The sequence below is a fragment of the Olivibacter sp. CPCC 100613 genome (assembly GCF_036959255.1).
Classification (GTDB): Bacteria; Bacteroidota; Bacteroidia; order Sphingobacteriales; family Sphingobacteriaceae; genus Olivibacter.
This window is the reverse complement of record NZ_JAWMTI010000009.1, coordinates 100,551-126,810: the sequence shown is the minus strand read 5'-3', so window position 1 is coordinate 126,810 and position 26,260 is coordinate 100,551. Positions and strand designations below refer to the sequence as shown.

Below are 26,260 nucleotides of genomic sequence, written 5' to 3'. Positions count from 1 at the left end.
ACCGTTTTTAGCAGCAGTGCTGACACTGCTGCTTAACTAAACATATAAGCTCGCAGCCTTAATCTAAAATTAGTACCTTTGCGATTTAATCGCTAAAGAATTGGAACATGATCAAGGTTGGAAAACTAAATACCCTTAAAATTGTATACTCCGACAATGCACAATATACGCTTTCAGACGACGAATCGAATAGGGTAATTTTACCCCATACAAACGTTTCGTCTCCAATTCCCAAGGACGCAGAAGAGATCAGTGTATTTGTATACACCAGTAAGCAAGGGTCATTAACCTCAACAACCAGGAAACCTTATGCAGAAGTGGGTGATTATGCTTTATTAAAGACGGTAGCCGAAGCTACTAATGGTGTTTTTATGGATCTGGGTATTGAGAAAGATCTCTTCGTTCCAAAAAAAGAGCAAAGATGGCCCATGATCAAGGGCAAAAGTTATCTTGTTCATATCTATTTGGATCCCTTGAACCAACATATGGTCGGTTCTTCAAAACTGAATAAGTATATTGATAGAGATAACATAAATGTAGAAGTTGGAGATGAAGTAGAGCTGATTATCGCGGAAGAAACTGACTTAGGATATAATGCCATTATAAACGACCGAAATATAGGCTTACTGTATGCAAATGAAGTATTCGAGAATCTTCGCATCGGAAACAAACGAAAAGGATGGATTAAAAAGATATATCCTGACGGTAAAATAGATTTGTCTTTACAACCTTTAGGTTATAAACATGTCCTTAATAGTCGTGAGATGATTGTTGAGTTGCTAAAAAAGCGAAGTGGTCGCATCCCTTTAGGCGATAAAAGCACACCCGAAGAAATTTATAAAATACTTAAAATCAGTAAAAAAACCTTTAAAAAAGCAATTGGTGCTCTTTACAAAGAGCGGCTCATTGAAATCGACGATGAGGAAATACGAGAAATTAAACAATAATGATATCTGGACTGGAAAAAAAAGAAATAAAACACGTTTTTAAAACCTCAATCATTCAACAAACAGCATTTTGGTCAGAAGTTAAACAACAACAGGGAATAAAAAGTCTGGCCATCAACTTCAAGGTGAGTAAACCTTCCATTTTCAACAATTCATCGAACGAAAAATCAAATTATATTGAAACGGATGTGCTTATTTTACTCCAACCTGTCGACAATGAATATACAATTGCTTATATTCCGTACGGACCGGAAATAGAGCCTCATGAAGAAAATCAAGGAAGGTTTTTGGAAGAGTTTTCGGAATCATTACGCCCCTATCTTCCCAAGAACTGTATTACAATCCGTTATGATCTTGCTTGGCATTCGCCCTGGGCGACGGACCCGGAACATTTTGACAATCAGGGTAACTGGAACGGCCCCCCGGAAAAAAAATATCAGGAATTTAGGCTAAACATCAGTACCCAACATTGGAATCTAAAAAAGTCGAATTCTGACATCTTACCATCCAATACCATCTTTTTGGATCTCAAAAAAGAGCCAACAACTTTATTGTCATCCATGAAGCCAAAGACCCGCTACAATATTAATTTGTCGATACGAAAAGGTGTACATATTCGCGAAGTGGGTTTAGATAAACTTGACCTATGGTATGCCTTATATCGAGAAACTGCATTCAGAAACAACATTCATCTTAATAGTATAGAATATTTTCGCTCGGTTTTACGCGCGAGAGCAGCACATACGAACTCCCCTGCTGAAGTTCAATTATTAATTGCAGAAGTAGATGATACGCCTTTAGCTGCCATGTTTTTAGTGATTAGCAATAAACGGGGGACTTATTTATACGGTGCATCCTCATCTATCAAACGTAATTACATGGCCACCTATGCCTTGCAGTGGAAAGCAATGCAAATTGCGCGAAATAAAGGTTGCGAAGAATATGATTTCTTTGGTGTTTCACCCCGTCCGGACCCCTCCCATCCTATGTATGGTTTGTTCAAATTCAAATCAGGTTTCGGCGGCAACCTACACCATCGGATGGGTTGCTGGGATTATCCTTTGAAACAAGAAAGATATACGCTATTTAGAATCGCAGAAATGAACAGCCAGGGATACCATCTTTAACCAATGTTTTATAGCTGGCTCGGGAGATAACCAAAATATCGTCTAAACGCTTTACTGAAGTTATAGGGATCAGTATACCCCAAAGTGTAGGCAACTTCGGTAATCGTGCTACGCGTATCCATTAATATCTGTCTTGCATATTCCATTCTGCATTGAGTCAAATACTCAAAGACGGTACACCCAAAGAGTTGTTTGAATCCCTTTTTTAGCTTAAAGTCATTCAATCCAATTTCACGAGATATCTGCTTTAAAGTCAAGGGCTCAAACAAATGTTTCTGAACAAACAGTTTTACTGCATGCAAACGTTCTATGTCAGCTGGTTTAATCGACAGGTAACGATCCTCTGGCATTGATTCCGCCTGCTGTGCCTGTAAAAAAAACAATTCAGTTACCTTCGACTCTAAATAAAGTTTTCGCATTTGACCTGAATATGGACAGTCTAAAACTTCACTAATTACCGCACGCTGTTGTCTGGTTATAGGCATGGGAACACGGGATATGTCGGCTTCCCTTCCCGCATGCACCTCGTTCCAAAAACGTTCCAAACAAGGTAAATCAGTCGCGACTAATCGTTGGAAATATGATTCTTGCATACAGATCCCAAAGGTTTCCACTCGATTTCCGCGTAACGAGTAATCTCCCTCAAAATTGGGCATATAACCCAAAATATGCTGATTCGTTTCCACGTAATATTCCTGTCCCGAAGAAAGCGGTTTAGCCGAGGAGATCCCTTGAAGCGAAAAATACATATTGAGACTAGGGTCCTCATGGCAATCTCGAAATGTAAGTTCCATGCTTTTTAAGCCCTTGATAGAAAAAATATCGATCCCGTCTTCTGTAAATAGCATATTTTCCGCAAACTCTTCGGCATCCAAATAACTATCTTTTAGCGATAAAGGAGACTGTATTGCTGTGTCTTTCATAAAAAAGTATCTCAAGGGACCTGTAAAGGGAGAACCGATTACCTGAAGATACACTCAAACTTAAAAAAATTTAATTTGAAATCCAATACATTGGGATAAGGAGAAACTACAATTGCTAAATGGAAATCATTTTCATCTTCAAATTCAAATAATAAATCCGTTTCGGAGGGATAAAAATCCATTTAAGAAGGGTTCTCCAAAGTTATTTCGCGCACTTTTGAAAAAGTAAAGTAAAATAGACCGAAATGCTGTTTTTCATATCTTATTTCGGTTCTGACTAAAAAGTGAAGGGCATTCCATTTAACAATATTTTATAATGAAAGCATTGACTCTAGGAAAATTTAAACCCGTTATCAATCTTCCTTCAGCGACCAAGCCTCACCATTTAATTTCCGTATTTAAAACCGACGTGTCCAACAAAAAGGATGCAGAACATTTGATCAAACTTCTAAAAAAACAATTCCCTGAAGGGAACTTTCATTTTGATCTTGACGACACCGATAAGGTATTCAGAATTGAATACACGCGAGACATTATCGGGGATGTTTTAAAAATGTTCAAAATCAAACGATTTACCTGCGAAACACTTATTTAATGTGAACTATACCAGAAAGTCCAATACTTGCCGGCGAACATCGATCGAGAGCTTTGCACTATGCTTTAATTGAATATTTTCATCGTCAATATGAATCCATCGCTCCTCAGATTGTATTTGAATATCCTTGCCCTTAACGATAGTCCATGGGCTCCTGGTTGTTCTTCCAAGCGCTAGGCCCTTTATGTATTCGCCAAAGGCCTCCCGTTGATTTTCTTTTAATAAAGCTACTTCGAATAAGCCGTCTTTTAAGTTTGCTTTGGGAGCTAGCCTTAAATTAGGCCCTATCGAACAAATATTAAGAACTTCGATCAACAAAAATTTATCGTTTATTTTTTCTCCATCAACAGAAATAGTGGCCTCTTTTGCGTCGTAAGTTAAATTAATCGCCAAAAGTGTATGTAAAGCTAAGCTAATTTCGTCTTCCTTGTTTTCCAGGTTATTTGTTTTAATTTTTTCCATCTCACGCATTAATTTTGGGAATAAACCAATACCAAAACTTTCTAGGAAAAAATTTTCCTCACCATGAAGATCAATGAATCCTACATCTACTTTTTTTGTGTTTCTTTTTTTCCAGTGCCTTAACAAAGTTCTTAAATTGTCCGGACTTTTCAATGTTAACGCTACGTTGTTAGCTGTCCCCATTGGCAAAAGGCTCAATAATAGTCTTTTTTCCAATAACGTTCTTTTCAGTAAAATACCCGCCACTTTACGAACAGTTCCATCTCCGCCAACAATTAGAATGATATCAACAGACCCATCAATTTGTTGCCATTTTTTTTGACGAATCGAGTTATAGATGCAGTTGTATCCTGCCTCTCTTATCGTATGAACCAATTCATTTTTTTGGTGATCTTTGTCTCCAGCCTTTGGATTATGCAAGATTAATATGGTTTCTTTCATACAGTATGGATGCATCAATAGCACGTTTTAAAAACATAAAAGGATCGCAGATGTTTGCTAATTAGGATAAGAGGAGTAATTATGAGGATATTAGTAACGAACGATGATGGAATATATAGTCCAGGCATTGCAGCCCTGGCTAAAATCGCAAGCAATTTTGGAGAAGTAACGGTAGTAGCGCCTGATGTGGAGCAATCCTCTATGGGGCACGCCGTAACACATTCAAGACCACTTTCTTATAAAAAATCTCCCATAGAATTTCCGGGGATTAATGCCTATCGAGTTAATGGAACGCCGGCCGATTGTGTGGCGCTTGGAACGCATTTATATCACCATATTGATGTAGTATTATCCGGAATTAATATGGGAACCAATTTAGGGAATTCAATGTGGCATTCCGGCACTTTGGCAGCAGCAAAACAAGCTGTTTTACTGGGGATTAAAGGCATTGCTTTAAGTACACCGGTAGGTAAATCAGAGCCTGATTTTGATTTATTGGCTCCCTATGTACAGCAGGTGCTTGCGCAATTATTAAAACGAACAGGTCCAAGTCTCTACAATGTTAATTTTCCGAATCACCCCAAAGGAATCGCCTGGACAAAACAGTCGGTACGGCTTTACGATGGCACGATTATTCCTGGGACGGATCCATTAGGTAGAAAGCATTATTGGTTTACCGTCACTCCTTTAGAACCGGCAGAAAAGGGTACAGATCGTTGGGCTGTTGAAAACAGCTATATATCTGTTACTCCATTAAGACTTGATTTGACAGATGAAGTTAAACTGCAGGAATTAGAGAAGACCTATCCCTGGGAAGTGTTAGCGTCTTCCTAAATATTTATTAATCCAGCATTAACAATAAATTTACCTCAATCGTTTAGTTTTGGTTTATGGTTATTTTTTGGATTGCAGCTCCCATCTATTTATTAGCACTCATAGTGGCAATAAGTATGGGAGTAAAGCGAGGCATGTTGTTCATTTGTTTTCTGTTAGGAGTGACGCTGCTGCTATACCTTATGTTCTTCCATTCAACGGAGTCTGCTTTAGGTGTTGTTGTAGTTGGCCTTGTTGCTTACTTAATGCGCAGCAAAGCTTAATTGTCAGATCCCCCCTGCTCTAATCGCTTCAATTGCTCAAAATAGCGCATTCGATAACTGTTCATGGCTGCTATTGTTAGTTGTTCTGTTAGTTTGTTGTTAGCAACTGCTCCCACAACAGCCCCTATCACAGGAATCAATTGTGCCATTTTTGCCAAATCAATATAGTCTCTGTATTCCTGCTGAAAATCCCGCCAATCAAAGTGATCGACATCTGACGGAAGTCTTTGCACGAATGCAGACCAGTTTTCCATGCTGATTAAAACTTCTTTTCGCTTTTGTTGGCTACAGAAAGCGATTTTGAATATGTACAAAATAAATAATCTTTCTTTATAATCCTTTACGTCGAAACCATAGAGAGTGGCGATCTCAAACAATAACTTAATTTTAATTGTCAGAAAAGCAGGGAAATCGGCAAGCCCCATTAAAATACCTCCCGCTCCCGTTACCGCCCCTTCAATTGTCGCTGCATTTTTATAATGCCTACCTATTCTTCTCACATAAGCTTCTCGTAACTGTAATGAACGCTCCCGCTTTACAGCAAGACTCGTGTATTTTGAACCGAACAGCACGGCCTTCACCATTTTCTCAATAGTCAGCGTTATCAGGTAATGAATCTTTTCGGGGATAAGCGCATTCATCTTAGTCTGGATTCTCTTTGCAAATAAATTGCTTACCGATGGATCTTTTAACATGCGACGTTTCCACCCCTCCATCTCTCCATAAACTTTCTCTTCGTAAGTATTCAACATCGTTTCACGTATTTGATCAAACTTTTTATCTTTTCAGAGGTTAATATAACAAAAACCTTCATGAATTTCATATTGTAAAAAAGGATGAAGGCTGTTGATAGCTGGTGAATATGGAGATTTTTAAAAAAAACCGATTATGGAACAGTTACTTAGCGTAGACTTACTTAGAAGACTGAAACTCAATGGGTATACCGCATTGATACCAAAAGCTAAGAGGAATAACACCCAGGTTTTTGCTATTTCAAATTACCCTGTTGAAGAGTTAAAAGGCAATGCACAGGAAGCTCCTATGCATGAAGATAATGTATTAGCAATAGAAGATTTGCTATTACACGAAGATGAGTTAAGCCTTGAAGGAATCGTCATATTGCCCGATGAAGACTTATCTTCGGCCTTATAACCGAACCGTTCGAGCGCTTATATAATCTGTGAGGACCCTGTTGGGTATCCGCTAGTGCGGTTGCGCGTAAAATTTATTTAGCTGTAGATCAACTTTCCAATTGTCTTACTTTACATTCTTAATACTTACAGCTTATCGAGGGGTTTTCTTCGTTGCTCCTTAATTTGTTTAAAATGAGATGGTGTTAGCCCGGTAGTCTTTTTGAATTGCGTAGAAAGATGTTGTACGCTGCTGTAACCTAACTTATAGGCAATCTCACTCAATGTAAGTTCATTGTACACCAATAATTCCTTCGCCCGTTCAATGCGTTGTAAAATAATAAATTGTTCAATTGTAAGGCCCTCGGTCTGTGAAAACAAGGTACTGAGGTAATTATAATCGATCGCCAATTGTTCTTGGAGAAAAGATGAAAAATTCACTTTCATATTAATCTCATTCACATTATGAATTCGTTCAATTAATACGGTTTTAACCTTTTCAATTAATTTATGTCGCTTATTATCCAACAACTCAAATCCCACCGCTGTCAGCCTATCCTCCAAAATTTGAAACTGTTCTTTGGACAATTGCTTTTCTAATTCAACCTCGCCTAAACTCACGGATGACACACAAAGGTTCATATTTTCGAAAATTTGCTTTACTACGATCACACATCGATTACACACCATGTTTTTCACGAATAATTTCATATTCAACAATTCTTATCTTTTTTGGGCAATTTCAATGACTACCAAAGTTCGGTAAAGAAATGAAGAAGATCTCATATAATTTTTTAAATCTTTTATATCGGCTCAAGCCTTCTACTAATCATGTCTATGTTAATAACGCAAATAATGGTTTAAGAAAGCTCGTTCATAAATTTATCTCCCGAAACCTTTAATTGTCCTTTAATGGAAGTGCATGAAGTCCCAGTAACTTAAACATCGCGTTATCTTCCGCCAATTTTGGGTTTGGTGTTACCAATAATTCTTCACTTTCGCTTGTAAAAATAGAATTAGCGCCGATTAAAAAGCACCATGCTTGCTCTATAGTAGACATTTCTGATCGCCCTGCACTAAGTCGTACCATTGCTTTTGGCATTAGGATACGAGCCGTTGCAATCATCCGTATCATTTCCCATACATGCACTTTTGGTAAATTAGCCAGTGGCGTTCCTTTCACACGAGCCAAGGCATTAATTGGCACCGATTCCGGATGATTGGGCATAGTAGCCAATTGGTGAAGCATGGCTATTCTGTCCTCATCTGATTCTCCTAAACCGATAATCCCTCCACAGCAAATGGATATACCTGCTCGCCGAACACATTCAAGTGTATCCAGTCGATCATCAAAATCACGGGTACTGATAATTTCCTGATAATAATCCGAAGAAGAGTCAAGATTGTGATTATAGGCAAACAAACCGGCTTCCTGTAAACGCTTTGCTTGATCGGACGTCAACATACCCAGCGTACAACAAACTTCCAAGCCCAAGGCGTTAACTTCTTTAACCATCTTCAATACGCGATCAAAATCACGGTTATCGCGTACTTCCCGCCATGCTGCCGCCATACAAAAACGAGTGGAACCAGCCTCTTTCGCTCTTTTTGCACAAGCTATTACCTCATCTATATCCATAAGTGGTTTAACCTTGATGTCTGTATGATATCTGGCGGCTTGTCCACAATATGCGCAGTCTTCCGGACAACCACCGGTTTTTATTGACAATAAGGTACAAACCTGAACGGCAGCAGGATTATGCCACTTGCGATGAATATGTGCTGCTTCGTAGGTTAAGCTTAATATGTCCATATTATAAATGTTGCTGACTTCCTCAAATGACCAGTCATTGCGAATTTTATTTTGTTTACTCATCTTATCTTACTCATTTATTAACTAGTGTTAGGATATTTTTTCCCATAGAGTCTCCGCGACTGAATGAATTTTCGTCAAAAGTAGTATCTTGCCGGATGACATATATAGTCCAGTTTTAACTTCATGAGTAGTCCGGTTAAAATTCCATTCAAAAGTCTCATCATACTGAACAAGCAAGGGAGTACACCTGTGTACCTGCAAATTGCACGACAACTTATCAATGCCATTCAACGTGGTGTTTTAATAACTGATACGCAATTACCTGGAAGTCGTTCTCTAAGTGAAGAACTAGGTGTACATAGAAAGACCATTATCTCGGCTTACGACGAACTATATACCCAAGGTTGGACACATGTTGTTCCGAATAAAGGCACTTTTATTCGGAACCGCCTTAACAGCGACCTCCCTGATCCTATAAAGTATGATCATGATTATTTAGCCAGTTATCCAAAAAAGACCGGCTTTCTATTTAAACAACATATCTTGCTGGATCGACCCAGCTCAAACCCGAATTGTCATTTAGCCTTTAGTGACGGTTTACCGGACACGCGGATAGCACCTTTGGACCGTTTGGCTAAAATTTACGGGGGCGTCTTAAGAAGAAAGACAAGTGTAAGGCATTTACGATATTCTCATTTAGAAGGCAATGAATATTATCGTGATAGTTTGTCTTTTTACCTCAACAATTCACGCGGACTTCCCATTAAAAAAGAAAACATCTTAACCACGCGGGGCATACATATGGGGATATATTTAACCTCCAGTGTGCTTATTAGCGCTGGTGACTGCGTAGTTGTGGGAAACCTAAGTTATTACATTGCTAATATGATCTTTCAACAGGCGGGCGCTAAACTAGAGGCCGTCCCTGTGGACTATCAGGGTATATCGGTAACCGCGATCCGTGAACTTTGCGAAAAGAGAAAGATACGAATGGTTTACATTACACCGCACCATCATTACCCAACTACGGTTACTTTAAGTGCTGAGCGACGAATTGAGCTACTCAATTTAGCCAGTAAATACGGATTTATCATTCTGGAAGATGATTATGATTACGATTTTCATTATACAGGTAGTCCGGTATTACCCCTCGCCAGCGCCGACGGTCATGGTATGGTTGTGTACGTAGGTTCTTTCTGCAAAACACTAGCCCCTGGTTTGAGGACCGGTTACATCATTGCACCTCAAAATTTAATTGAAGAAATCGGACGTTTTAGACGAATTGTTGATCGGCAAAGTGATATGTTAATGGAACAAGCTTTAGGTGAGTTACTAACAGAGGGAGAAATTCACAGACATTTAAAAAAAGCAATTAAAGTTTATGAGCAACGTGCTACCCATTTTTCTATTTTATTAAAAGACAACTTAAGCGAGTATGCCTCCTTCAAGGCTCCACCAGGAGGCCTCGCATTATGGTCCCTATGGAATAAGGAGTTGAATTTAATGCGAATTAGTAGAAATTGTGCGAAATATGGTCTCCATTTGCCACAAACCCTACTTTATCAGAATGAACTAACAACGGCCATGCGATTGGGCTTTGGAGATCTCACCACCGTGGAACTAACGGAAGCGATCCACATTCTCAAACAATCGGTGGAGGAATCCTTATAGTGCCCCTTTATTTATGAGCGCCAATACATCGTCCACCGAACGCTCACTTCTAATCACCTGGTGATGACCTATCCCATCATAAGCTTTAGCTTTAATATCGCTATGTTTGTGCAAAAAGTCTCGCATTAAATCAAACGGTGAAATCTCATCATGCCGATCGTAAAAAAGCCAATGGTTTTCACAGACATAATCATAAAGCTTATTTAAGTTGAAATAATTTACTTCAATATTAAATGCCTTCTTGAAATCGCTAAAAAATTCGGCCTGCACATCAATTGGCACATGTACCATCTCCATTTGCGCCATAAAATAATTTTCAAGATCAATCAGCGGAGCCAAACTAATCAGCATAGTCGGTTTCAGAACCAGCCCCTCATAAGCGACAATATTAGCCATGGCACCCAATGAGTGACCAATTAAAATCCTTGGAGTTCCAAAATGTACAACTATTTGGTGTATACTTTCAACATATAATAAGAGATTGGTCAATCTACCGGCTGAAGAACCATTACCTGGAGCGTCAAAAGCTATCACCGTATAACGTGGATTCGATAAAAGGCGCTCAATTAAATAATAAAAATCAGCAGCTTTAGAAGCCCAACCATGCGTAAGCAAGATTATTTCTTCACCATACCCCCAAGAAAACACATTGAACAAGAGCTCTTTATGATCGAAATATAAATCAAAAACGGAAAGTTCAATCTGCCTGGCACTTGCCAATAAATCCCCTTGCGTTGTGCGTGTAGGAAATTTTGGTGAGTAAAATAAATAATCAAACAGATACTGACGAACTTCATCAAATGCTTGTTTTTTCACCAAGTCTTGTATGTCTGAGGCCATTTGTTTAACTTTCCTCATAGTCTACTTATTAATAACAAAGATACGCTTTACCGATTAGTACCTGTAATCTGAAGGTCAAACAAAAGACAATTATCGTATTAACATATCAAAGGCATTTTTTATCTTTATTTAGAAATTTCAATATAGATTTATGAAGACATTTATTACCAAACTTTCTTTAAGCCTTATTTCCATCAGTTTCTTTTTTTCGGCATGTAACCAAACAACTGAGAGTAAAAAGCACGCCAATTGGGCTGACAGTAGTTTTCGTAGCGATACAACGGGTGTAGATACTACGCATGTTACTACCGAAGGCTGCTTCTTAGGATTAGCAGACGTGTCGTCTAAAGACTCGACTTTTATTAGTTTATCTATTTTAGATAACAAAGTGACCGGGAAATATAGTTGGATACCCTTTGAAAAGGACCGCAGAACAGGCACGCTTATCGGCACAAAGCAAGGGGATACCCTCGATGTCGTTTGGCGCTTTACGCAGGAAGGAACACAAGATACACTAAGAACCGTCTTTCTTTTGCAGAATGATCAACTTAAACAAAAGCCGTTTAGTATAAATCAGGAAACAGGAAGGCAATTCACTGATGACAAATCCGCATTTTCAATTTCTTATCAAAAAACGGATTGTTCTGCCTTACAATAATCTGATAGGCTATATTCCGTTTCCTAATAGTTGATCACCTGAATCTACAATCGGTTATTGTAAAAATAGAGATAATACAGGTATATTTTTTTATTATCCGTCTCGCAAATAAAGAGCATTTTATCTATGTTTGCGTCTTGTTATAAACTTAGGCAAATTTCGTCTAGACACAATTATCGAATAATACATGAACCCGATCACTAAAGATATGACCGTTCCGGGCCTGCTCCGAAATGTTGTAGAGCATATTCACGCTGACACACAGACCTTTCTAATACATCATGAAGATAATCGATGGAAAGAAATATCGTATCGGACCGCTCTAGATCATATCCAAGCAGTATCTGCCTACTTGTTATCTATCGGCTTTAAAAAGGGCGATCGGGCCGCTCTTTTACTTGAAAATGGACCTGATTATGTTTACTTTGATCAGGGATTGCAGCAAATCGGTGTTGTGAATGTATCGATATATCCTACCCTCCCCGAATCAGATACTGAATATATTCTAAATGACTCAGGAGCACGCACAATTATTGTGAACACTCCTTTTTTGCTGAGGAAAGTACTTAAAATTGCTAACAATTGCACCGCTTTAATTCGCATCATACCAACCTTTGATGGCTATGAAAAATATACCGAAAACATGGCGCTCCAAGCAGGAGTTGTGCCCTTCAACAAAGTGCTTCAGGATGGCGCATTGTTACGCTTAGATTATGAAAAAGAGATTGCCAGTGCGAGAGAAGGTATCCTGATGTCGGACATATCAACCTTAATTTATACCAGTGGTACAACGGGCACTCCAAAAGGGGTGATGCTTACGCACGCCAACCTCACCAATAATGTACGAGCCTGTCTGGACCAAATTTTAGAAGTGGACCAGTTTGATACATTTCTATCATTTCTTCCCTTATCACATGTGTTTGAACGTACGGCAACTTATCACGTGTGCTTAGCACTTGGTGCAAAAATCGCCTACGCTCAAAGTATCGATCTATTAGCGAAAAATATGTATGAAGTAAAACCTACTGTAATGTGTGCCGTGCCGAGGCTCTTGGAAAAGATACATGATAAAGCAATTAAAAATGGTACACAAAGCGGTGGTTTTAAAGCTTCTGTTTTTAAATGGGCACTACGTACAGGCAAGCAATATCGGGAAAAAAAAGAGCTTGGAAAAAAACCGGGCCCGTTGTTAACAACACAATATGGCTTGGCGGAAAGACTTGTATTTAACAAAATAAAGGAAAAAACGGGCGGAAGATTAAAATTTATGATTTCCGGCGGCGGAGCGTTACCACAAAACGTGGGTGAATTTTTTGGAAATATAGGCATCAAAATTTTAGAAGGCTATGGTCTTACGGAAACTTCGCCGGTAGTAGCTGTTACAGAATTTCACAGACAAGTTTACGGCACAGTCGGGCGAGTGCTACCAGGAATGGAAATAGCGATCCAGGATATCGAAAGTTTAAAGATACACACCATACAAAGTCATGATAGTTTTGATCCAAATCTAGAGACGGAGGAAGGTGAAATCATTATCCGTGGTCATTGCATTATGAAAGGTTATTGGAACAAACCGGAAGAAACTAAACATGTTATCGATGATGAGGGATGGTTTCATACCGGCGATATTGGCAAGTTTTATAAGGGCAACTTAAAAATCACGGATCGACTAAAAAATATGATCGTCAATGCCTACGGAAAAAACGTATACCCCACGCCCGTCGAGAATACATATTTAAAAAGTAAGCGAATAGAACAAATTTTTCTAATTGGCGACAACAGAGAATACCTAACTGCTCTTATCGTTCCGAATCAAGAGTTGCTGAAAGAAACTTTTAACCTGCGTGACAGCTTCTTTAATCAGGAGAATTCATTCATAGAAGATATCGCTATTATAGATTGGATAGAACAAGACATTAAACGATTATCCAATGAACTAGCTAAATTTGAACGCATTCGGACATTTAAAGTGAAGAGAACCCCATTTAGTATTGATGCAGGCGAACTTACACCTACATTGAAAGCGAAGCGAAAAGTTATCGAAAAAATATACGCCAAAAGTATTGATGAGCTTTATCAGGTCAACTAAATTGTTATTATCCCCCTTCTACTAAGCCTTGGAAATATTCATATATAAGCTAATCTTTCTGATAAAATAAAAGTAGTAATAGGAAATCCCTATTACTACTTTTCATAGAATACTTACTATCTAAAAAAATCAAACAGCTGCTGTTTTCTCTTTATCGTAACTTTCATTATGCACATTTGATACCGCTCTACCCGATGGATCGTTCAAATTCTGAAAAGAGACATCCCAAGCCAACGCTTCCGGTGTACTACAAGCGACAGATTTCACAGATGGAACACACGCTGCTGCCGAATCGGAAGGAAAATGCTCACTGAAAATACTTCTATAAAAATACTCTTCTTTAGACATTGGAGGATTTATAGGAAAACGGTATTTAGCATTCGCTAATTCTTCATCGGATACCGCATTAGCTGCTTGATCTTTCAGTGTATCAATCCAACTATAGCCTACACCATCAGAGAATTGCTCCTTTTGCCGCCATGCAATGCTTTCCGGTAAATAATCTTCGAAAGCTTTACGCAAGATCCATTTCTCCATCTTACCATTTCCTGCCATCTTATCTGCCGGGTTTAGGCGCATAGCAATATCCATAAACTCCTTATCCAAGAAAGGTACACGCCCTTCAATTCCCCAGGCTGCCAAGGATTTATTAGCACGAAGGCAATCATATAAATGTAATTTACCTAGTTTGCGAACAGTCTCTTCATGGAACTCTTTCGCGTTTGGTGCCTTATGAAAATACAAGTAACCGCCAAAAAGCTCATCGGACCCTTCGCCACTTAGCACCATTTTAATACCCATTGATTTGATTACACGGGCTAACAGATACATCGGAGTAGATGCTCTTATCGTCGTTACATCATAAGTCTCCAAATGATAAATCACATCCCTTATAGCATCCAAACCTTCCTGAATCGTAAAATGAATTTCGTGATGAATAGTGCCAATATGTTCCGCCGCTTTTTGAGCAGCAGCTAAGTCCGGCGACCCTTTCAATCCAACGGCGAAAGAATGCAAAGCAGGATACCAGGCATTTTCTTTATCATCAGACTCAATCCGTTTTGACGCAAACTTTTTTGTTATAGCGGCAATAATAGATGAATCTAAACCGCCCGACAGCAACACGCCATAAGGCACATCGGACATCATCTGACGATGAACGGCATCTTCTAATCCTTTCCGCAAGGTAGCAATATCCGATTCGTTGTTAGCAACGCTCTCATAACTTTCCCAATCTCTTCTATACCAACGTTGTAATTCTTGTCCCTGGGCACTGTAAATATAATGACCAGGTTTAAATTCCTGTATACGGTTACAAATACCTTCTAAGGCTTTTAACTCCGAAGAAACATAAAAATTGCCACTTTTATCCCACCCCATATAAAATGGAATGATACCAATGTGGTCTCTCGCGATCAAATAAACATCCTTCTCTGTATCGTATAAAGCAAAGGCAAAAATGCCATTCAAATCTTCCAAGAAATCGACACCCTTTTCTTTATAAAGTGCTAAGATAACTTCACAGTCAGAATTTGTGGAAAAATTGTAATTAGGAAGCTGATCACGCAATAAACGGTGATTATAGATCTCACCATTAACGGCAAGAACAACCGTTCCGTCCTCACTATACAAAGGTTGTGTTCCTGATTTTGGATCTACGATGGCTAATCGCTCGTGCGCTAATATCGCTTTGTCTGAGCTGAATATGCCTGACCAATCAGGCCCCCGATGGCGAATTTTCTTCGACATCTCCAACACTTGGGCACGCAAGTCCTGAGACTTTACTTTTAGATCAAATGCACCAATAATTCCACACATAAATTTATTTTTTAATAGCTAAAATTAACAATTATAAATGTTTACAAATTAAAGAAATATTATTCAATATTCGCAACATTTTATGTATTTTTTGATAATTTTGTCAACATATATTACATTTCATTGAAAAAACACACAAACAGTACAGGGAAAATTAAAAATATAAGACGCAAACAACTGTCTATCAAGGTTTAATAAAACTGTTTTAAATACATTTATTTTAGGTTCTGTAAGGTTTTATACGAAGAAAGGAAGATACTGGCCTACCCACTTTCGATAAATAACAAAAGTTTTACAAAAAAACGAGCCTGTATCCCCGTTTCTTCGAAAAACATTGGCTCCCCCTACGCTCTCCAAAAAGAAGCTTGACATACTTAGCAATACGACAAAAAGCCGCACGTTTCTATAAACTGCGGCTTTTTTTATAGTTATTCAAAAGCGAGCTGAGAAAGCTAAGAAATCTTAGGCCTCTGCTTTAACTTCAGTTGGAATAACAGATACGTATGATCTGTTATTAGCTTTCTTTGTAAAAGTAACTTTACCATCTACCAATGCAAACAAGGTATGATCTTTACCTATTCCTACATTCTTATCCGGATGGTGCTTAGTTCCTCTTTGACGAACAATAATATTTCCTGCAATTGCAGTTTGACCGCCAAAAATTTTAACACCTAATCTTTTGCTATGTGATTCGCGACCGTTCTTTGAACTACCCGCACCTTTTTTATGAGCCATATCTTTATCTTTATTAATGACGGCTAACCGCCTATTTAAAAATCAATTAAAGGGTAATATCTGTTATCTCGATTTTAGTAAATTGTTGACGGTGTCCGTTTTTCTTTTTGTATCCCTTACGGCGTTTCTTTTTGAAAACAATCACTTTATCTCCTTTTAAATGCGACAAAATTTTAGCAGAAACCTTAGCACCGGCTACACTTGGAGTTCCAACTGTAAACTTACCACCGTTCTCTGCTAACAATACATTGTCAAATTCAATACTAGCGCCTTCATCCCCTTGTAAACGGTTTACAAAAAGATGCTGGTCTTTTGCAACCTTGAATTGCTGTCCGGCTATATTTACTATTGCGTACATTGTTAATTGTTTAGATATTAATATTTATTTTAAATTTCGAAGCGCAAAGATATGCGTTATATTTCAAATTAGCAAGACATATTCGTTATTGGTTATTAGTTGCCAGTTGTGGGTTGCCGGTTGTGAGCCGAGGTACTCTATAAGGCAATACTACTTAACTACTCAAGAATTTCTTTGCTCCCCCGCAAACCCATTACCACATTCACCAATTGGCTAATCGACTAATTAACTAATTCCCCACTCAATTAAATAACAATCCTTCAAAATCAACGCTGCACTTGCTTTTTACAATACAACACCTTATTATTGTATAAGTACTTATATAAATCAATTATGGACTTTTATCGAATCCCGGGTTATCTCATTTTCGGCAGTCGTTTACGAAGATTAAGCGAATATTATATCAGTGAATTGAATAGTGTTTATCAACTTTTGGGGATTCCTTTCGACACCAGTTGGTTTTCATTCTTTTATATTCTCTCAGAAGCGGAAGAGATTTCGCTGATCGATCTATCCAATCGCTTGCAAATTTCTCATTCATCTGTTAGCCAGATGATCAATAACCTTCGACAGAAAAAATTGGTAAAGAGCGTACGCGATAAGCAGGACGCAAGAAAGCAGGTCGTCACTTTAACCAAAACCGGACGGAAAATGTTAGATGACATAAAACCCGTTTGGCGAAGTATCGAATCTGTCTTGTCAACATTCGAGACCCGGGACGAAAACCTTAAAGACTTCCTTGATCGCTTAAGTAAACTGGAAGACACCTTGCGAGCAAGACCGTTAAGGGAACATATATTGGCTGACATGCAGCCTAAATAATAAAATTAATCTTATCATCATGGTATTTAAGTATGGAATTGACCAATTAACCGTCGCAAAGACGATGCAGCTAGCCAAAGGCCATGTAAAAGGTATTATTACAGATGAAGCTTTATCCAACATTACTCGAAGCTGCTCTTTTGTGGATGAAATTGTAGATAAAGGTAAAGTTGTATATGGTATTAATACAGGTTTTGGCCCTCTCTGTGATACCTTAATTTCGGCTTCTGATACAGCCAAGTTACAGCATAATTTGTTAATGAGCCATGCCGTTGGTGTTGGAGAGATCGTGTCTACCGAAATTTCAAAAATAATGCTCATCATTAAGTTGCATGCGCTTTGCCTAGGTTACTCCGGTGTTCGGACATCGACCATTGAACGGATACACTGGTTCATTGAACAAGATATACTTCCTTGTGTACCTGCTCAGGGCTCCGTTGGTGCCTCGGGCGACTTAGCACCGCTTTCTCATTTGTTTTTACCACTTATTGGTTTAGGTAATGTTTACTACAAGGGACGCATGAGCGATACAGGCGATGTATTAAGGCAAGAAAACATCGAACCGCTCCAGTTGGGCCCAAAGGAAGGTTTGGCACTTATCAATGGCACTCAATTTATTGCAGCCCATGCGGTTCATGCCTTAGCGCGTTTTCACAATGCCTTAGATGCCGCTGATCTTATCGGTGCTATGTCTTTAGAAGGGTTGATGGGCTCTTCGAAACCATTCGATCCGCGTCTTCATGAGCTCAGGCCCTTTCCGGGCAACCGTTTTGTCGCAAGCAGAATATGGGCTTTATTAGCGGAGTCGGAAATCATTCAATCACATGTCAATTGTGACCGAATACAGGACCCCTATTCGCTCCGCTGTATCCCTCAGGTGCATGGGGCATCGCGTACTGCTTGGCTTCACTTAAAACAATTAACAGAAATCGAATTAAATTCAGTTACAGACAATCCGGTAATTTTAGGTTCGTTGGATACAATAAGTGGTGGAAATTTTCACGGACAGCCTTTAGCAATTCCCTTAGATTATGCTACTGTAGCAGCAGCGGAATTGGGGAACATCTCGGATAGGAGAAGTTACCTGATTATTGAAGGCCGTTATGGACTGCCGAAGTTATTGATAAAGGATGCCGGACTGAACTCAGGCTTCATGATTCCACAGTACACAACCGCTGCCCTGGTTTCCGAAAATAAAGGCTTGTGCTTTCCCGCCAGTGCCGACAGTATTCCCACTTCTTTAGGGCAGGAAGACCATGTTTCAATGGGATCCATTAGCGGCAGAAAACTAAATAAGGTTATCGAGAATTTAGAATACATCTTGGCCATCGAACTGTTATATGCTACCCAAGCTTTGGATTTTAGGCATCCTATTCGCTCAACCTCCGTGTTGGAAGCATGTCATAGCTTCGTGCGATCGCAGGTTGCTTATGCGGAGGAAGATCGTATCTTCTCAACGGATATACAACACTTAAAAAACTTAATTGCCAGTGGCAAGTTTGTTGCTCGAGCGAACGAAGTGGCAATAAAACACCAAATAAACTTAAATGATAAAGACTATGAACAGTTCCAGCTTTCTTGAAAAATATGCACAACATCCCTTTTACAAGGCCCCGGTTGGAAATCAGCTGCATGCCAAAAATTGGCAAGCAGAGGCGGCCTTACGCATGTTATTAAATAATCTAGACGCGGAAGTAGCCGAAAACCCTGAAGAGCTCGTGGTATATGGAGGCATTGGACAAGCTGCCAGAAATAAAGAATCACTCCGCCAAATAATTACCCTTCTATTAGAGCTGGATGAACATCACTCGCTGCTTATTCAATCAGGCAAACCTGTTGGGATCGTACGTACACATCCCGAAGCACCAAGGGTGTTAATTGCAAATAGCAATTTAGTTCCTGCTTGGGCGAGCTGGGACCATTTCAATGAACTTCGGAGCCGGGGACTAATGATGTATGGTCAAATGACAGCAGGTAGTTGGATTTATATAGGTACGCAAGGCATTCTACAGGGTACTTACGAAACCTTTGTTTCCTGTGCTGCGCAATATTTCAATGCTGACCTATCGGGAAAACTGTTAGTGAGTGCCGGACTTGGCGGTATGGGTGGAGCCCAACCTTTAGCAGCTACCATGGCGGGGGCTGTTTTCCTGGGAGCTGATGTGGATCCTTCTCGGATTAAGAAAAGGATCGAGACTGGGTATATAGACCGAATGACGAATTCTTTTGAGGAGGCGGTTCATTGGACCCGAGCGGCTCAATCATCCAAAACACCATTGTCCGTAGGCTTAGTGAGTGACGCGGGAAACCTACTCCAACAACTATTGGATCACGAAATAATACCAGACATATTAACCGATCAAACATCAGCCCATGACCCCATAAATGGTTATATTCCCCATAACCTTTCGCCTGCAGAAGCACTTAAATTAAGAACGGCTAACCCATCACATTACAAGGAGTTGTCTATTAAAAGCATGGCTAGACATGTTAAACTTATGCTGGCTTTGCAAGCAAGGGGATCGATCACTTTTGATTATGGAAATAATCTACGTGAATTTGCTAGACAGGGCGGTGTTACCAATGCTTTTGATTTTCCAGGTTTCACCCCAGCCTTTATACGTCCTTTATTTTGCGAAGGCAAGGGTCCCTTTAGATGGGTTGCTTTATCGGGTGACCCCGAAGACATCTATGTTACTGATGAGGCACTGATAAAAGCCTTCCCTGCAAACAAAGGTTTACATAATTGGCTGCTCAAAGCACGAGAAAAAGTGAAATTTCAAGGTTTGCCTGCACGTATCTGCTGGCTAGGGATGGGCGAACGCGAGAAAGCCGGTTTATTATTTAATGATTTGGTTCGCAGTGGACAAGTAAAAGGTCCAATTGTTATTGGGCGAGACCACTTAGATTGTGGCTCCGTTGCCTCACCAAACCGCGAGACGGAAGCTATGTTAGATGGATCGGACGCTGTTTCCGACTGGCCATTACTAAACTTAATGAGCAACGCAGCCGGCGGGGCCACCTGGGTCTCTTTTCACCACGGCGGTGGTGTTGGCATGGGATATTCGCAGCATGCAGGGTTGGTAATTTTGGCAGATGGAACCGACCGTGCAGCAGCTTGTCTAAAACGGGTATTGTTTAACGATCCGGCAATGGGAATATTCAGACACCTAGATGCTGGCTATGAAGAGGCTGAAGCCTGCAATAAGAAATTTAGCCTGAAAAATTGGTAATATATGAAAAAACAAAGCGTATGCAGATAAGAATTATAGGTCCTTTTGCGCAGATCATGACGATGGCAGCGCTGCCGTTAAAAGGCAGTCTGAAAGATGAGCAACTGCAAATACTGAAGCATGGAGCCGTTGCCGTTCAAGGTGCTAAGGTTGTGGCCGTTGCCTCCTTTGATCACCTTCGTCGTCTTTATCCTGCCGCAACAATAGAACATGTCACTGCTGCATCGACACTTATACCTGGCTTTATTGATTGCCACACTCATATCTGTTATGCAGGTAACAGAGCCAAAGACTATGCAATGCGCACGGCGGGAAAAAGCTATCTTGAAATAGCACAGGCAGGAGGAGGTATATGGGAAACTGTTCAGCATTGCCGACTAGCCACCGAACAGGAGTTAACCGAGGGCGTAGTTCAAAGAGCTACCCAATCATTAACGAATGGAACAACAACAATAGAAGTCAAGAGTGGCTATGGACTGAACACCAAAAGCGAGCTGAAAATGTTGCGAGCTATCAAGGAAGCGAACAGACACATTCAGGCAGATTTAGTATCGACTTGTTTGGCTGCACATACTCTTCCTCGGGACTTTAAAGGCAGTTCAGAAGACTATCTTAATCAGCTCGTAGTACAGCTCCTTCCCATGATTGAAAAAGAGAAACTTTGCAAACGTTTCGATATTTTTATAGAGCAATCCGCCTTTAATCCAGTAGAAGCCCGCGATTTCTTAAAAAAAGTACAATTAAGAGGTTTTGAAATCACCATCCATGCAGACCAATTCACCCCAGGTGGATCGCAAGTGGCCGTTATGTTAGGCGCCCAATCAGCCGATCATCTGGAACATAGTAGTGAAAAAGATATACGGCTTATAGCGCAATCTGATACAATTGCTGTTTGCTTGCCCGGCGCTTCTCTTGGGCTTGGCATCCCTTTTAGTCCTGCACGTAAATTACTAGATGCCGGAGCCGCACTAGCTATTGCAAGTGACTGGAATCCCGGTTCGGCTCCGATGGGACAACTGCTAACTCAAGCGGCCATTTTAGGTGCGTTTGAAAAGCTGAGTTTAGCCGAGACGATATCGGCGCTTACCTACCGCGCGGCACACGCATTGAATTTGTCGGATCGTGGCAAAATTGCGAATGGACAACTAGCTGATATGCAAGCTTACCCCACGTCAGATTACAGAGAGATATTGTATTATCAAGGAAGTATGAAACCATCAACGGTTTGGAAAAATGGAAAATCGATATCATAATAACGCATTATACGAAGAACCGCAACGCGAATGGTGGCGTGGACGCATAGATGGCCATGATCTTGATCACTTAAGATGGCACCAATGGATCAAACTCCAGTCGCTAAAGCAAGAAACACAAATGACATCCAAGGGAATTGTACTGCTTGGCTTTGCTTGTGATGAAGGCGTCAGGAGAAATCAAGGACGACAGGGAGCGTCGAAAGGTCCAGAACATATAAGGAAAACGCTCAGCAACCTGCCTTTACAAGCTTCAGGATGTGCTTTATATGATGTTGGTAATATAAAATGCATTAATAAACGATTGGAGGCTGCACGAGAACTTTTGACCCAGACCGTTACTTCTATTCTGGCGTCCGGAAATTTCCCAATTCTTTTGGGAGGAGGACATGAAATCGCGCAGCCAAATTATCGCGGCCTACAGAATTTTTTAAGTGATCCCTCCAAATCAATAGGGATCATCAATTTTGATGCGCATTTTGATCTTCGCATGCCAAATGAAAATGGCGTAAACTCCGGCACCGGCTTTTGGGAGATCGCCCAAACGGACCAAGCTGAAAAGCAAGCATTTCGCTATCTTGCAATCGGTATCCAACATACAAGCAATACCAACCATTTATTTAATGAAGCGGCACGACTAGGTGTTCAGTATATAAAAGCAGCTGATTTTCATTACATGAATTACAAATTCCTTCAACAAAGCCTTGATAGCTTTATAGCGAAAAACGACTTTCTGTATCTAAGTATAGACATGGATGTTTTTGCTTCTGCATTTGCTCCAGGGGTAAGTGCAACCTCCTATAATGGAATCAACCCCGATTTTATTTTTACGGCTTGTTTACAACAGATATTGGACAGCAAAAAAGTACTAAGCATCGGTATAGCCGAAACGAATCCCTTATACGATATAGACAATCGAACGGCAAAACTTGTTGCCTCAATTCTCATGCAGGTGACAGAAACGCTAAGTAAGCATTAGTTTCTGTCTTCCGCATCCGATAAAATACGTTGTACCTCTTTGATCATGGTTTTTGCGGTCTCGACAAGCTTAGGATCACCTCCAAAGTTAGAATCAAAGCGCATTTGCTTGCTTTTTTCCTTGTAATTGAATTTCAGGAAAAATCGCACGACATTTTCAGTGGTATCCGATGTGGCCGTCTTACTCGTCATATCGTCCGGAAAATTCCAAAAACCATATTCAGTTGCCTTTCTATGTAAATAAAGTAGGTCATCTTTTCGTAATCGCAACGTACTTTTAATCAAAGAGTCTCTTCTATTTACATATTGGTATTCCTGCGTCTTCGAATCGTACTTGTTCAGCATGTTATCGGGAGCGCCATAACTAAATTCAATCGACTCAAAATCGGAAAATCGAAAAGGTGCATTTTTAATCATATTGCTATAATAGAAAATACAATAACCTAAAAAGGGCACAATAATGCAGATATAAAGAAAGATTTTTTTTGAGCGTTCACTCATGATGTATAGTTTTAAAAGCGTGTTTTTATGTTGTATTGTTGCAACTAGTTGACAAAGATCTTTTGGCTAGGGTTTTATTTCATCGTGGGGCGATATTTTTGTATCCATGATGTCTTCATTTACCGCATTCGGGTTGAATTCGTTTTCCCATTTAGCCACCACTACTGCTGCTAAGCAATTTCCAAGTACGTTAACCGATGTTCGAGCCATATCCATTAATTCATCGATACCCAGAATAATAAAAATTGGCCAAACAGGCAAGCCAAAAGAAGCAGCTGTACCCATTAAAATGACCAAAGATGCTCGTGGAATTCCAGCGACCCCCTTACTGGTAATCATCAGCGTAAAGACCATCAAGAGCTGCTCTCCAAATGACAAATGAATTCCCGCAGCCTGGGCAACAAAAACACTGGCTAGTGAAAGATACAAAGTAGTACCATCAAGGTTAAAACTATAACCGGTAGGCATTACAAACGCCACAATTTTTCGCGGAACACCTATACTCTCCATAGCCTCCATAGCTCGCGGTAGTGCTGCTTCAGAACTAGTTGTAGCAAAAGCAATAGACACCGGTTCTCCCACAGCCTTTACAAAGCGTCTAATAGGCAAACCTACTAGTAAACCAATAGGCAGTAACACCAACAATATAAAAGCGATAAGCGAAGCATATAAGGTTGCCAATAATTGAAAAAGATTAACCAAAACACCAAGCCCCATGTGCCCCACTGTATAAGCCATTGCTGCCCCAACCCCAATAGGAGCAAAATACATGACGATATTGGTAAATTTAAACATGACCTCCGATAAGCTTTCGGTAAAATTTACCATCGGCATCCGTTTCTTTTCAGGTACCATGATTAACGCTAAACCAAAAATCACACTGAAAATCACTACTTGCAAAACTTCACCTTCTGCTACAGACTTTGCTATATTTTCAGGAAAGATATGAAGAATAATATCGTTTACCGTTTGGGGTTTAACGTCCGGTAACTCTTCGTGTTGATTGGCGGGGGGAACAATCCCCATACCTGCTTTACTAATATTAATGGCGGCCAAACCTATAAACAAAGCAATTGTAGTAACCAACTCAAAGTACAATAATGACTTCCAGCCCATCCTACCCACCTGCTTTATATCAGAATGCCCTGCAATACCATAAACCAATGTCGCGAAGATCAACGGTGACACAATTGTTTTAATTAACTTAAGAAAAGCTTTACTTGCCACCTGTAAGGTAATCCCTACTTGCGGCCAATCATGTCCGATACTTGCTCCAATTACCAATGAAATCAAAATCCATGCAGTTAGCGTTCTCTTCCTAAATCCATAACCGATTAAACCGATTATCGCAAGCCATCTGGAAATAAACAGTACTTGAGGAGGGATTACATTAAATATAAAATCTATGGCATATAATAAAGCGGCGATACTTAGGGTGATGAGGGAAAAAAATACAGCTGACTTGGACTTCATATAATATTTTAAGCGGTTCTCAATTTCACAAAAATAACTATTTAGCTTAAGCTTCCAATAAATAGATGTAATTTTACGTGAGATAAAAAAACGATTACCCTAAAAATTAGCTCAAAAAACACAAAAAAATGTAACACCGACTAATTCCGTTAGTCTAAATCTGAGTTGCAAAGAAAATGACGCGAAAAGAAGCCCTATTTAAGGATATTTTTGATAAAAATAACAGAAAGGTGTATCACCTCTGTTACGGTTATACCGGAGATAGCGAGGCTGCGAATGATCTTATGCAAGAAACCTTTATTAAAGTATGGCAAAATCTTGATAGATTTAGGAATCAATCCCAAATATCGACCTGGATTTACCGAATCGCAGTAAACACCTGTTTATCCTACCTGCGCGTTGAAAAGCGAAAGGCAACGGACGAAATCAACGAAAGGCTTATCGAAACCAAAGCAGATGACGTTTCTGATAAGCAAGAACAGGTAAACCAGCTCTACAAATGCATATCACAACTAGAAGAAAATGAAAGAATTATCATTACGATGGTTCTAGACGAAATGCCTTATCAAGAAATTGCAGAAATATCAGGTATCTCAGAAGGAAACCTTCGGGTAAAAATACACCGCATTAAAAGCAAGCTAACAGAAATATATAATCGCCATGAAAGATTTTAATGAATTAAAACAGCTTTGGCACGTGCAGCAGGAACATGATGGTGTTAGCTATAATGCTATCTTAAACACTGTTAAACAGACGAAGAGCAAGTATACAACTAAACTTTTAAGTCACGTTATTAGTATTGCGATCATCGTTTTAATAACCATTTACATTTTTATCTCTTTCCGGTTCCACACGTGGACAACCCTATTATCGATGTTCATTGTAACCACCTGTTTAATCTACTACATGTTGATCCAAATAAAGGATTATAGAGCCATTAGTAGCAGTGAAAGTTTACTGGACAAACCGGAAGCCTATATTGCCTATTTACAAGCATATAAGCAGCATCGTTACCAATTAAATACCCGAAATTATACGGTTTATACTATCTGTTTATCGATTGCTTTGGCATTATATTTAATTGAAATGTCTTTTTACGTATCGACATTTGCACTCGTTTTATTTATTGCAGGTGCGATTCTATGGTTCTTGATATGCTATTTTGTACTAATGAAAGTTTACATAAAAAAGGAAAGCGAACGCTTAGAAGAACTAATCAGCAAGTTAAAAAAATTAGAGAATCAGTTTAAGGATTAAGTCTATCAGCCCCTCATTCATTCCATTCGAATTAAC

The 26,260-nt window shown here is 39.6% G+C and carries 26 protein-coding genes; 15 read left to right on the top strand and 11 right to left on the bottom strand.

Annotated features, from left to right (window positions below; translation table 11 throughout):
* Nucleotides 1-107: 107 nt before the first annotated feature.
* A complete protein-coding gene (locus RYH73_RS22120) occupies nucleotides 108-947 on the top strand; it encodes a CvfB family protein (protein ID WP_335315667.1) in 840 nt (279 codons plus the stop codon).
* On the top strand, nucleotides 947-2,074 hold the full coding sequence (locus RYH73_RS22115; RefSeq protein WP_335315666.1) for a lipid II:glycine glycyltransferase FemX: 1,128 nt from the start codon (nucleotides 947-949) through the stop codon (nucleotides 2,072-2,074). Before RYH73_RS22120 ends, RYH73_RS22115 begins: the two co-directional genes overlap by 1 nt.
* 8 nt (nucleotides 2,075-2,082) lie before the next feature.
* Here the strand turns inward: RYH73_RS22115 and RYH73_RS22110 are convergent, their stop codons facing one another.
* On the bottom strand, nucleotides 2,083-2,997 hold the full coding sequence (locus tag RYH73_RS22110; RefSeq protein ID WP_335315665.1) for a helix-turn-helix transcriptional regulator: 915 nt from the start codon (nucleotides 2,995-2,997) through the stop codon (nucleotides 2,083-2,085).
* 316 nt (nucleotides 2,998-3,313) lie between these two features.
* Here RYH73_RS22110 and RYH73_RS22105 point away from each other — a divergent pair, with 316 nt between their 5' ends.
* On the top strand, nucleotides 3,314-3,592 hold the full coding sequence (locus tag RYH73_RS22105) for a hypothetical protein (protein ID WP_335315664.1): 279 nt from the start codon (nucleotides 3,314-3,316) through the stop codon (nucleotides 3,590-3,592).
* Nucleotides 3,593-3,598: 6 nt separating this feature from the next.
* On the opposite strand, the gene RYH73_RS22100 is transcribed toward RYH73_RS22105, so the two are convergent.
* Nucleotides 3,599-4,495 (bottom strand): diacylglycerol/lipid kinase family protein, encoded by an 897-nt coding sequence (locus tag RYH73_RS22100; RefSeq protein WP_335315663.1) that lies wholly within the window; start codon nucleotides 4,493-4,495, stop codon nucleotides 3,599-3,601.
* 81 nt (nucleotides 4,496-4,576) lie between these two features.
* On the opposite strand from RYH73_RS22100, the gene surE reads away from it, so the two are divergent.
* Entirely contained in the window at nucleotides 4,577-5,329 is a 753-nt protein-coding gene (surE, locus tag RYH73_RS22095) for a 5'/3'-nucleotidase SurE (RefSeq protein ID WP_335315662.1), read from the top strand.
* Between the two features lie 259 nt (nucleotides 5,330-5,588).
* On the opposite strand, the gene RYH73_RS22090 is transcribed toward surE, so the two are convergent.
* Nucleotides 5,589-6,344 carry an EcsC family protein gene (locus tag RYH73_RS22090; protein WP_335315661.1) on the bottom strand — a complete coding sequence of 252 codons (756 nt, stop codon included), beginning with the start codon at nucleotides 6,342-6,344 and terminating at the stop codon, nucleotides 5,589-5,591.
* 136 nt (nucleotides 6,345-6,480) lie between these two features.
* Between RYH73_RS22090 and RYH73_RS22085 the strand changes: the two genes are divergently transcribed.
* Nucleotides 6,481-6,744 (top strand): hypothetical protein, encoded by a 264-nt coding sequence (locus RYH73_RS22085; RefSeq protein WP_335315660.1) that lies wholly within the window; start codon nucleotides 6,481-6,483, stop codon nucleotides 6,742-6,744.
* Between the two features lie 125 nt (nucleotides 6,745-6,869).
* On the opposite strand, the gene RYH73_RS22080 is transcribed toward RYH73_RS22085, so the two are convergent.
* Together RYH73_RS22080 and bioB are read right to left on the bottom strand one after the other, a co-directional pair.
* The gene (locus RYH73_RS22080; protein ID WP_335315659.1) at nucleotides 6,870-7,433 is read right to left on the bottom strand and encodes a helix-turn-helix domain-containing protein; all 564 of its coding nucleotides are present in this window, start codon (nucleotides 7,431-7,433) and stop codon (nucleotides 6,870-6,872) included.
* A 187-nt stretch (nucleotides 7,434-7,620) separates the two neighbouring features.
* Nucleotides 7,621-8,598, bottom strand: a complete 978-nt coding sequence (bioB, locus tag RYH73_RS22075; protein ID WP_335315658.1) for a biotin synthase BioB — start codon at nucleotides 8,596-8,598, stop codon at nucleotides 7,621-7,623.
* Between the two features lie 123 nt (nucleotides 8,599-8,721).
* On the opposite strand from bioB, the gene RYH73_RS22070 reads away from it, so the two are divergent.
* Complete coding sequence (locus RYH73_RS22070) at nucleotides 8,722-10,209, top strand: aminotransferase-like domain-containing protein (protein ID WP_335315657.1); 1,488 nt, start codon at nucleotides 8,722-8,724, stop codon at nucleotides 10,207-10,209.
* On the opposite strand, the gene RYH73_RS22065 is transcribed toward RYH73_RS22070, so the two are convergent.
* Nucleotides 10,204-11,067 carry an alpha/beta hydrolase gene (locus RYH73_RS22065; RefSeq protein WP_335315656.1) on the bottom strand — a complete coding sequence of 288 codons (864 nt, stop codon included), beginning with the start codon at nucleotides 11,065-11,067 and terminating at the stop codon, nucleotides 10,204-10,206. The two genes, RYH73_RS22070 and RYH73_RS22065, sit on opposite strands and share 6 nt — an antisense overlap.
* A gap of 133 nt (nucleotides 11,068-11,200) precedes the next feature.
* On the opposite strand from RYH73_RS22065, the gene RYH73_RS22060 reads away from it, so the two are divergent.
* Entirely contained in the window at nucleotides 11,201-11,707 is a 507-nt protein-coding gene (locus tag RYH73_RS22060) for a hypothetical protein (protein ID WP_335315655.1), read from the top strand.
* A gap of 187 nt (nucleotides 11,708-11,894) precedes the next feature.
* Nucleotides 11,895-13,796 (top strand): AMP-dependent synthetase/ligase, encoded by a 1,902-nt coding sequence (locus RYH73_RS22055; RefSeq protein ID WP_335315654.1) that lies wholly within the window; start codon nucleotides 11,895-11,897, stop codon nucleotides 13,794-13,796.
* A 129-nt stretch (nucleotides 13,797-13,925) separates the two neighbouring features.
* Here RYH73_RS22055 and asnB read toward each other — a convergent pair whose 3' ends face one another.
* From asnB to rplU, 3 genes are all read right to left on the bottom strand, one after another.
* Nucleotides 13,926-15,614: an asparagine synthase B gene (asnB, locus tag RYH73_RS22050; RefSeq protein WP_335315653.1), complete on the bottom strand. Its 1,689-nt coding sequence runs from the start codon at nucleotides 15,612-15,614 to the stop codon at nucleotides 13,926-13,928.
* A gap of 462 nt (nucleotides 15,615-16,076) precedes the next feature.
* Nucleotides 16,077-16,349 carry a 50S ribosomal protein L27 gene (gene rpmA / locus RYH73_RS22045; RefSeq protein WP_335315652.1) on the bottom strand — a complete coding sequence of 91 codons (273 nt, stop codon included), beginning with the start codon at nucleotides 16,347-16,349 and terminating at the stop codon, nucleotides 16,077-16,079.
* A 46-nt stretch (nucleotides 16,350-16,395) separates the two neighbouring features.
* On the bottom strand, nucleotides 16,396-16,707 hold the full coding sequence (rplU, locus tag RYH73_RS22040) for a 50S ribosomal protein L21 (RefSeq protein WP_335315651.1): 312 nt from the start codon (nucleotides 16,705-16,707) through the stop codon (nucleotides 16,396-16,398).
* Nucleotides 16,708-17,040: 333 nt separating this feature from the next.
* Between rplU and RYH73_RS22035 the strand changes: the two genes are divergently transcribed.
* Genes RYH73_RS22035 through hutG form a run of 5 tightly spaced genes read left to right on the top strand, consistent with a single transcriptional unit; the run spans nucleotide 17,041 to nucleotide 22,994 of the window.
* Nucleotides 17,041-17,529: a MarR family winged helix-turn-helix transcriptional regulator gene (locus tag RYH73_RS22035; RefSeq protein WP_335315650.1), complete on the top strand. Its 489-nt coding sequence runs from the start codon at nucleotides 17,041-17,043 to the stop codon at nucleotides 17,527-17,529.
* Between the two features lie 19 nt (nucleotides 17,530-17,548).
* Nucleotides 17,549-19,111 (top strand): histidine ammonia-lyase, encoded by a 1,563-nt coding sequence (gene hutH, locus RYH73_RS22030; RefSeq protein ID WP_335315649.1) that lies wholly within the window; start codon nucleotides 17,549-17,551, stop codon nucleotides 19,109-19,111.
* Nucleotides 19,077-20,762, top strand: coding sequence for a urocanate hydratase (gene hutU / locus RYH73_RS22025; RefSeq protein ID WP_335315648.1), 1,686 nt, complete (start codon nucleotides 19,077-19,079; stop codon nucleotides 20,760-20,762). The genes hutH and hutU overlap by 35 nt, the downstream gene beginning before the upstream one ends.
* A 20-nt stretch (nucleotides 20,763-20,782) precedes the next feature.
* Nucleotides 20,783-22,015: an imidazolonepropionase gene (gene hutI / locus RYH73_RS22020; protein WP_335315647.1), complete on the top strand. Its 1,233-nt coding sequence runs from the start codon at nucleotides 20,783-20,785 to the stop codon at nucleotides 22,013-22,015.
* Nucleotides 21,996-22,994: a formimidoylglutamase gene (gene hutG, locus RYH73_RS22015; RefSeq protein WP_335315646.1), complete on the top strand. Its 999-nt coding sequence runs from the start codon at nucleotides 21,996-21,998 to the stop codon at nucleotides 22,992-22,994. Before hutI ends, hutG begins: the two co-directional genes overlap by 20 nt.
* Here the strand turns inward: hutG and RYH73_RS22010 are convergent.
* Both RYH73_RS22010 and RYH73_RS22005 read right to left on the bottom strand, forming a co-directional pair.
* Complete coding sequence (locus tag RYH73_RS22010; protein WP_335315645.1) at nucleotides 22,991-23,494, bottom strand: hypothetical protein; 504 nt, start codon at nucleotides 23,492-23,494, stop codon at nucleotides 22,991-22,993. The genes hutG and RYH73_RS22010 overlap by 4 nt on opposite strands.
* Nucleotides 23,495-23,560: 66 nt before the next feature.
* A complete protein-coding gene (locus tag RYH73_RS22005; RefSeq protein ID WP_335315644.1) occupies nucleotides 23,561-24,967 on the bottom strand; it encodes a dicarboxylate/amino acid:cation symporter in 1,407 nt (468 codons plus the stop codon).
* A gap of 176 nt (nucleotides 24,968-25,143) precedes the next feature.
* Between RYH73_RS22005 and RYH73_RS22000 the strand changes: the two genes are divergently transcribed.
* Together RYH73_RS22000 and RYH73_RS21995 are read left to right on the top strand one after the other, a co-directional pair.
* Nucleotides 25,144-25,641, top strand: a complete 498-nt coding sequence (locus RYH73_RS22000) for an RNA polymerase sigma factor (protein ID WP_335315643.1) — start codon at nucleotides 25,144-25,146, stop codon at nucleotides 25,639-25,641.
* A complete protein-coding gene (locus RYH73_RS21995) occupies nucleotides 25,628-26,224 on the top strand; it encodes a hypothetical protein (protein ID WP_335315642.1) in 597 nt (198 codons plus the stop codon). The genes RYH73_RS22000 and RYH73_RS21995 overlap by 14 nt, the downstream gene beginning before the upstream one ends.
* Nucleotides 26,225-26,260: the final 36 nt, after the last annotated feature.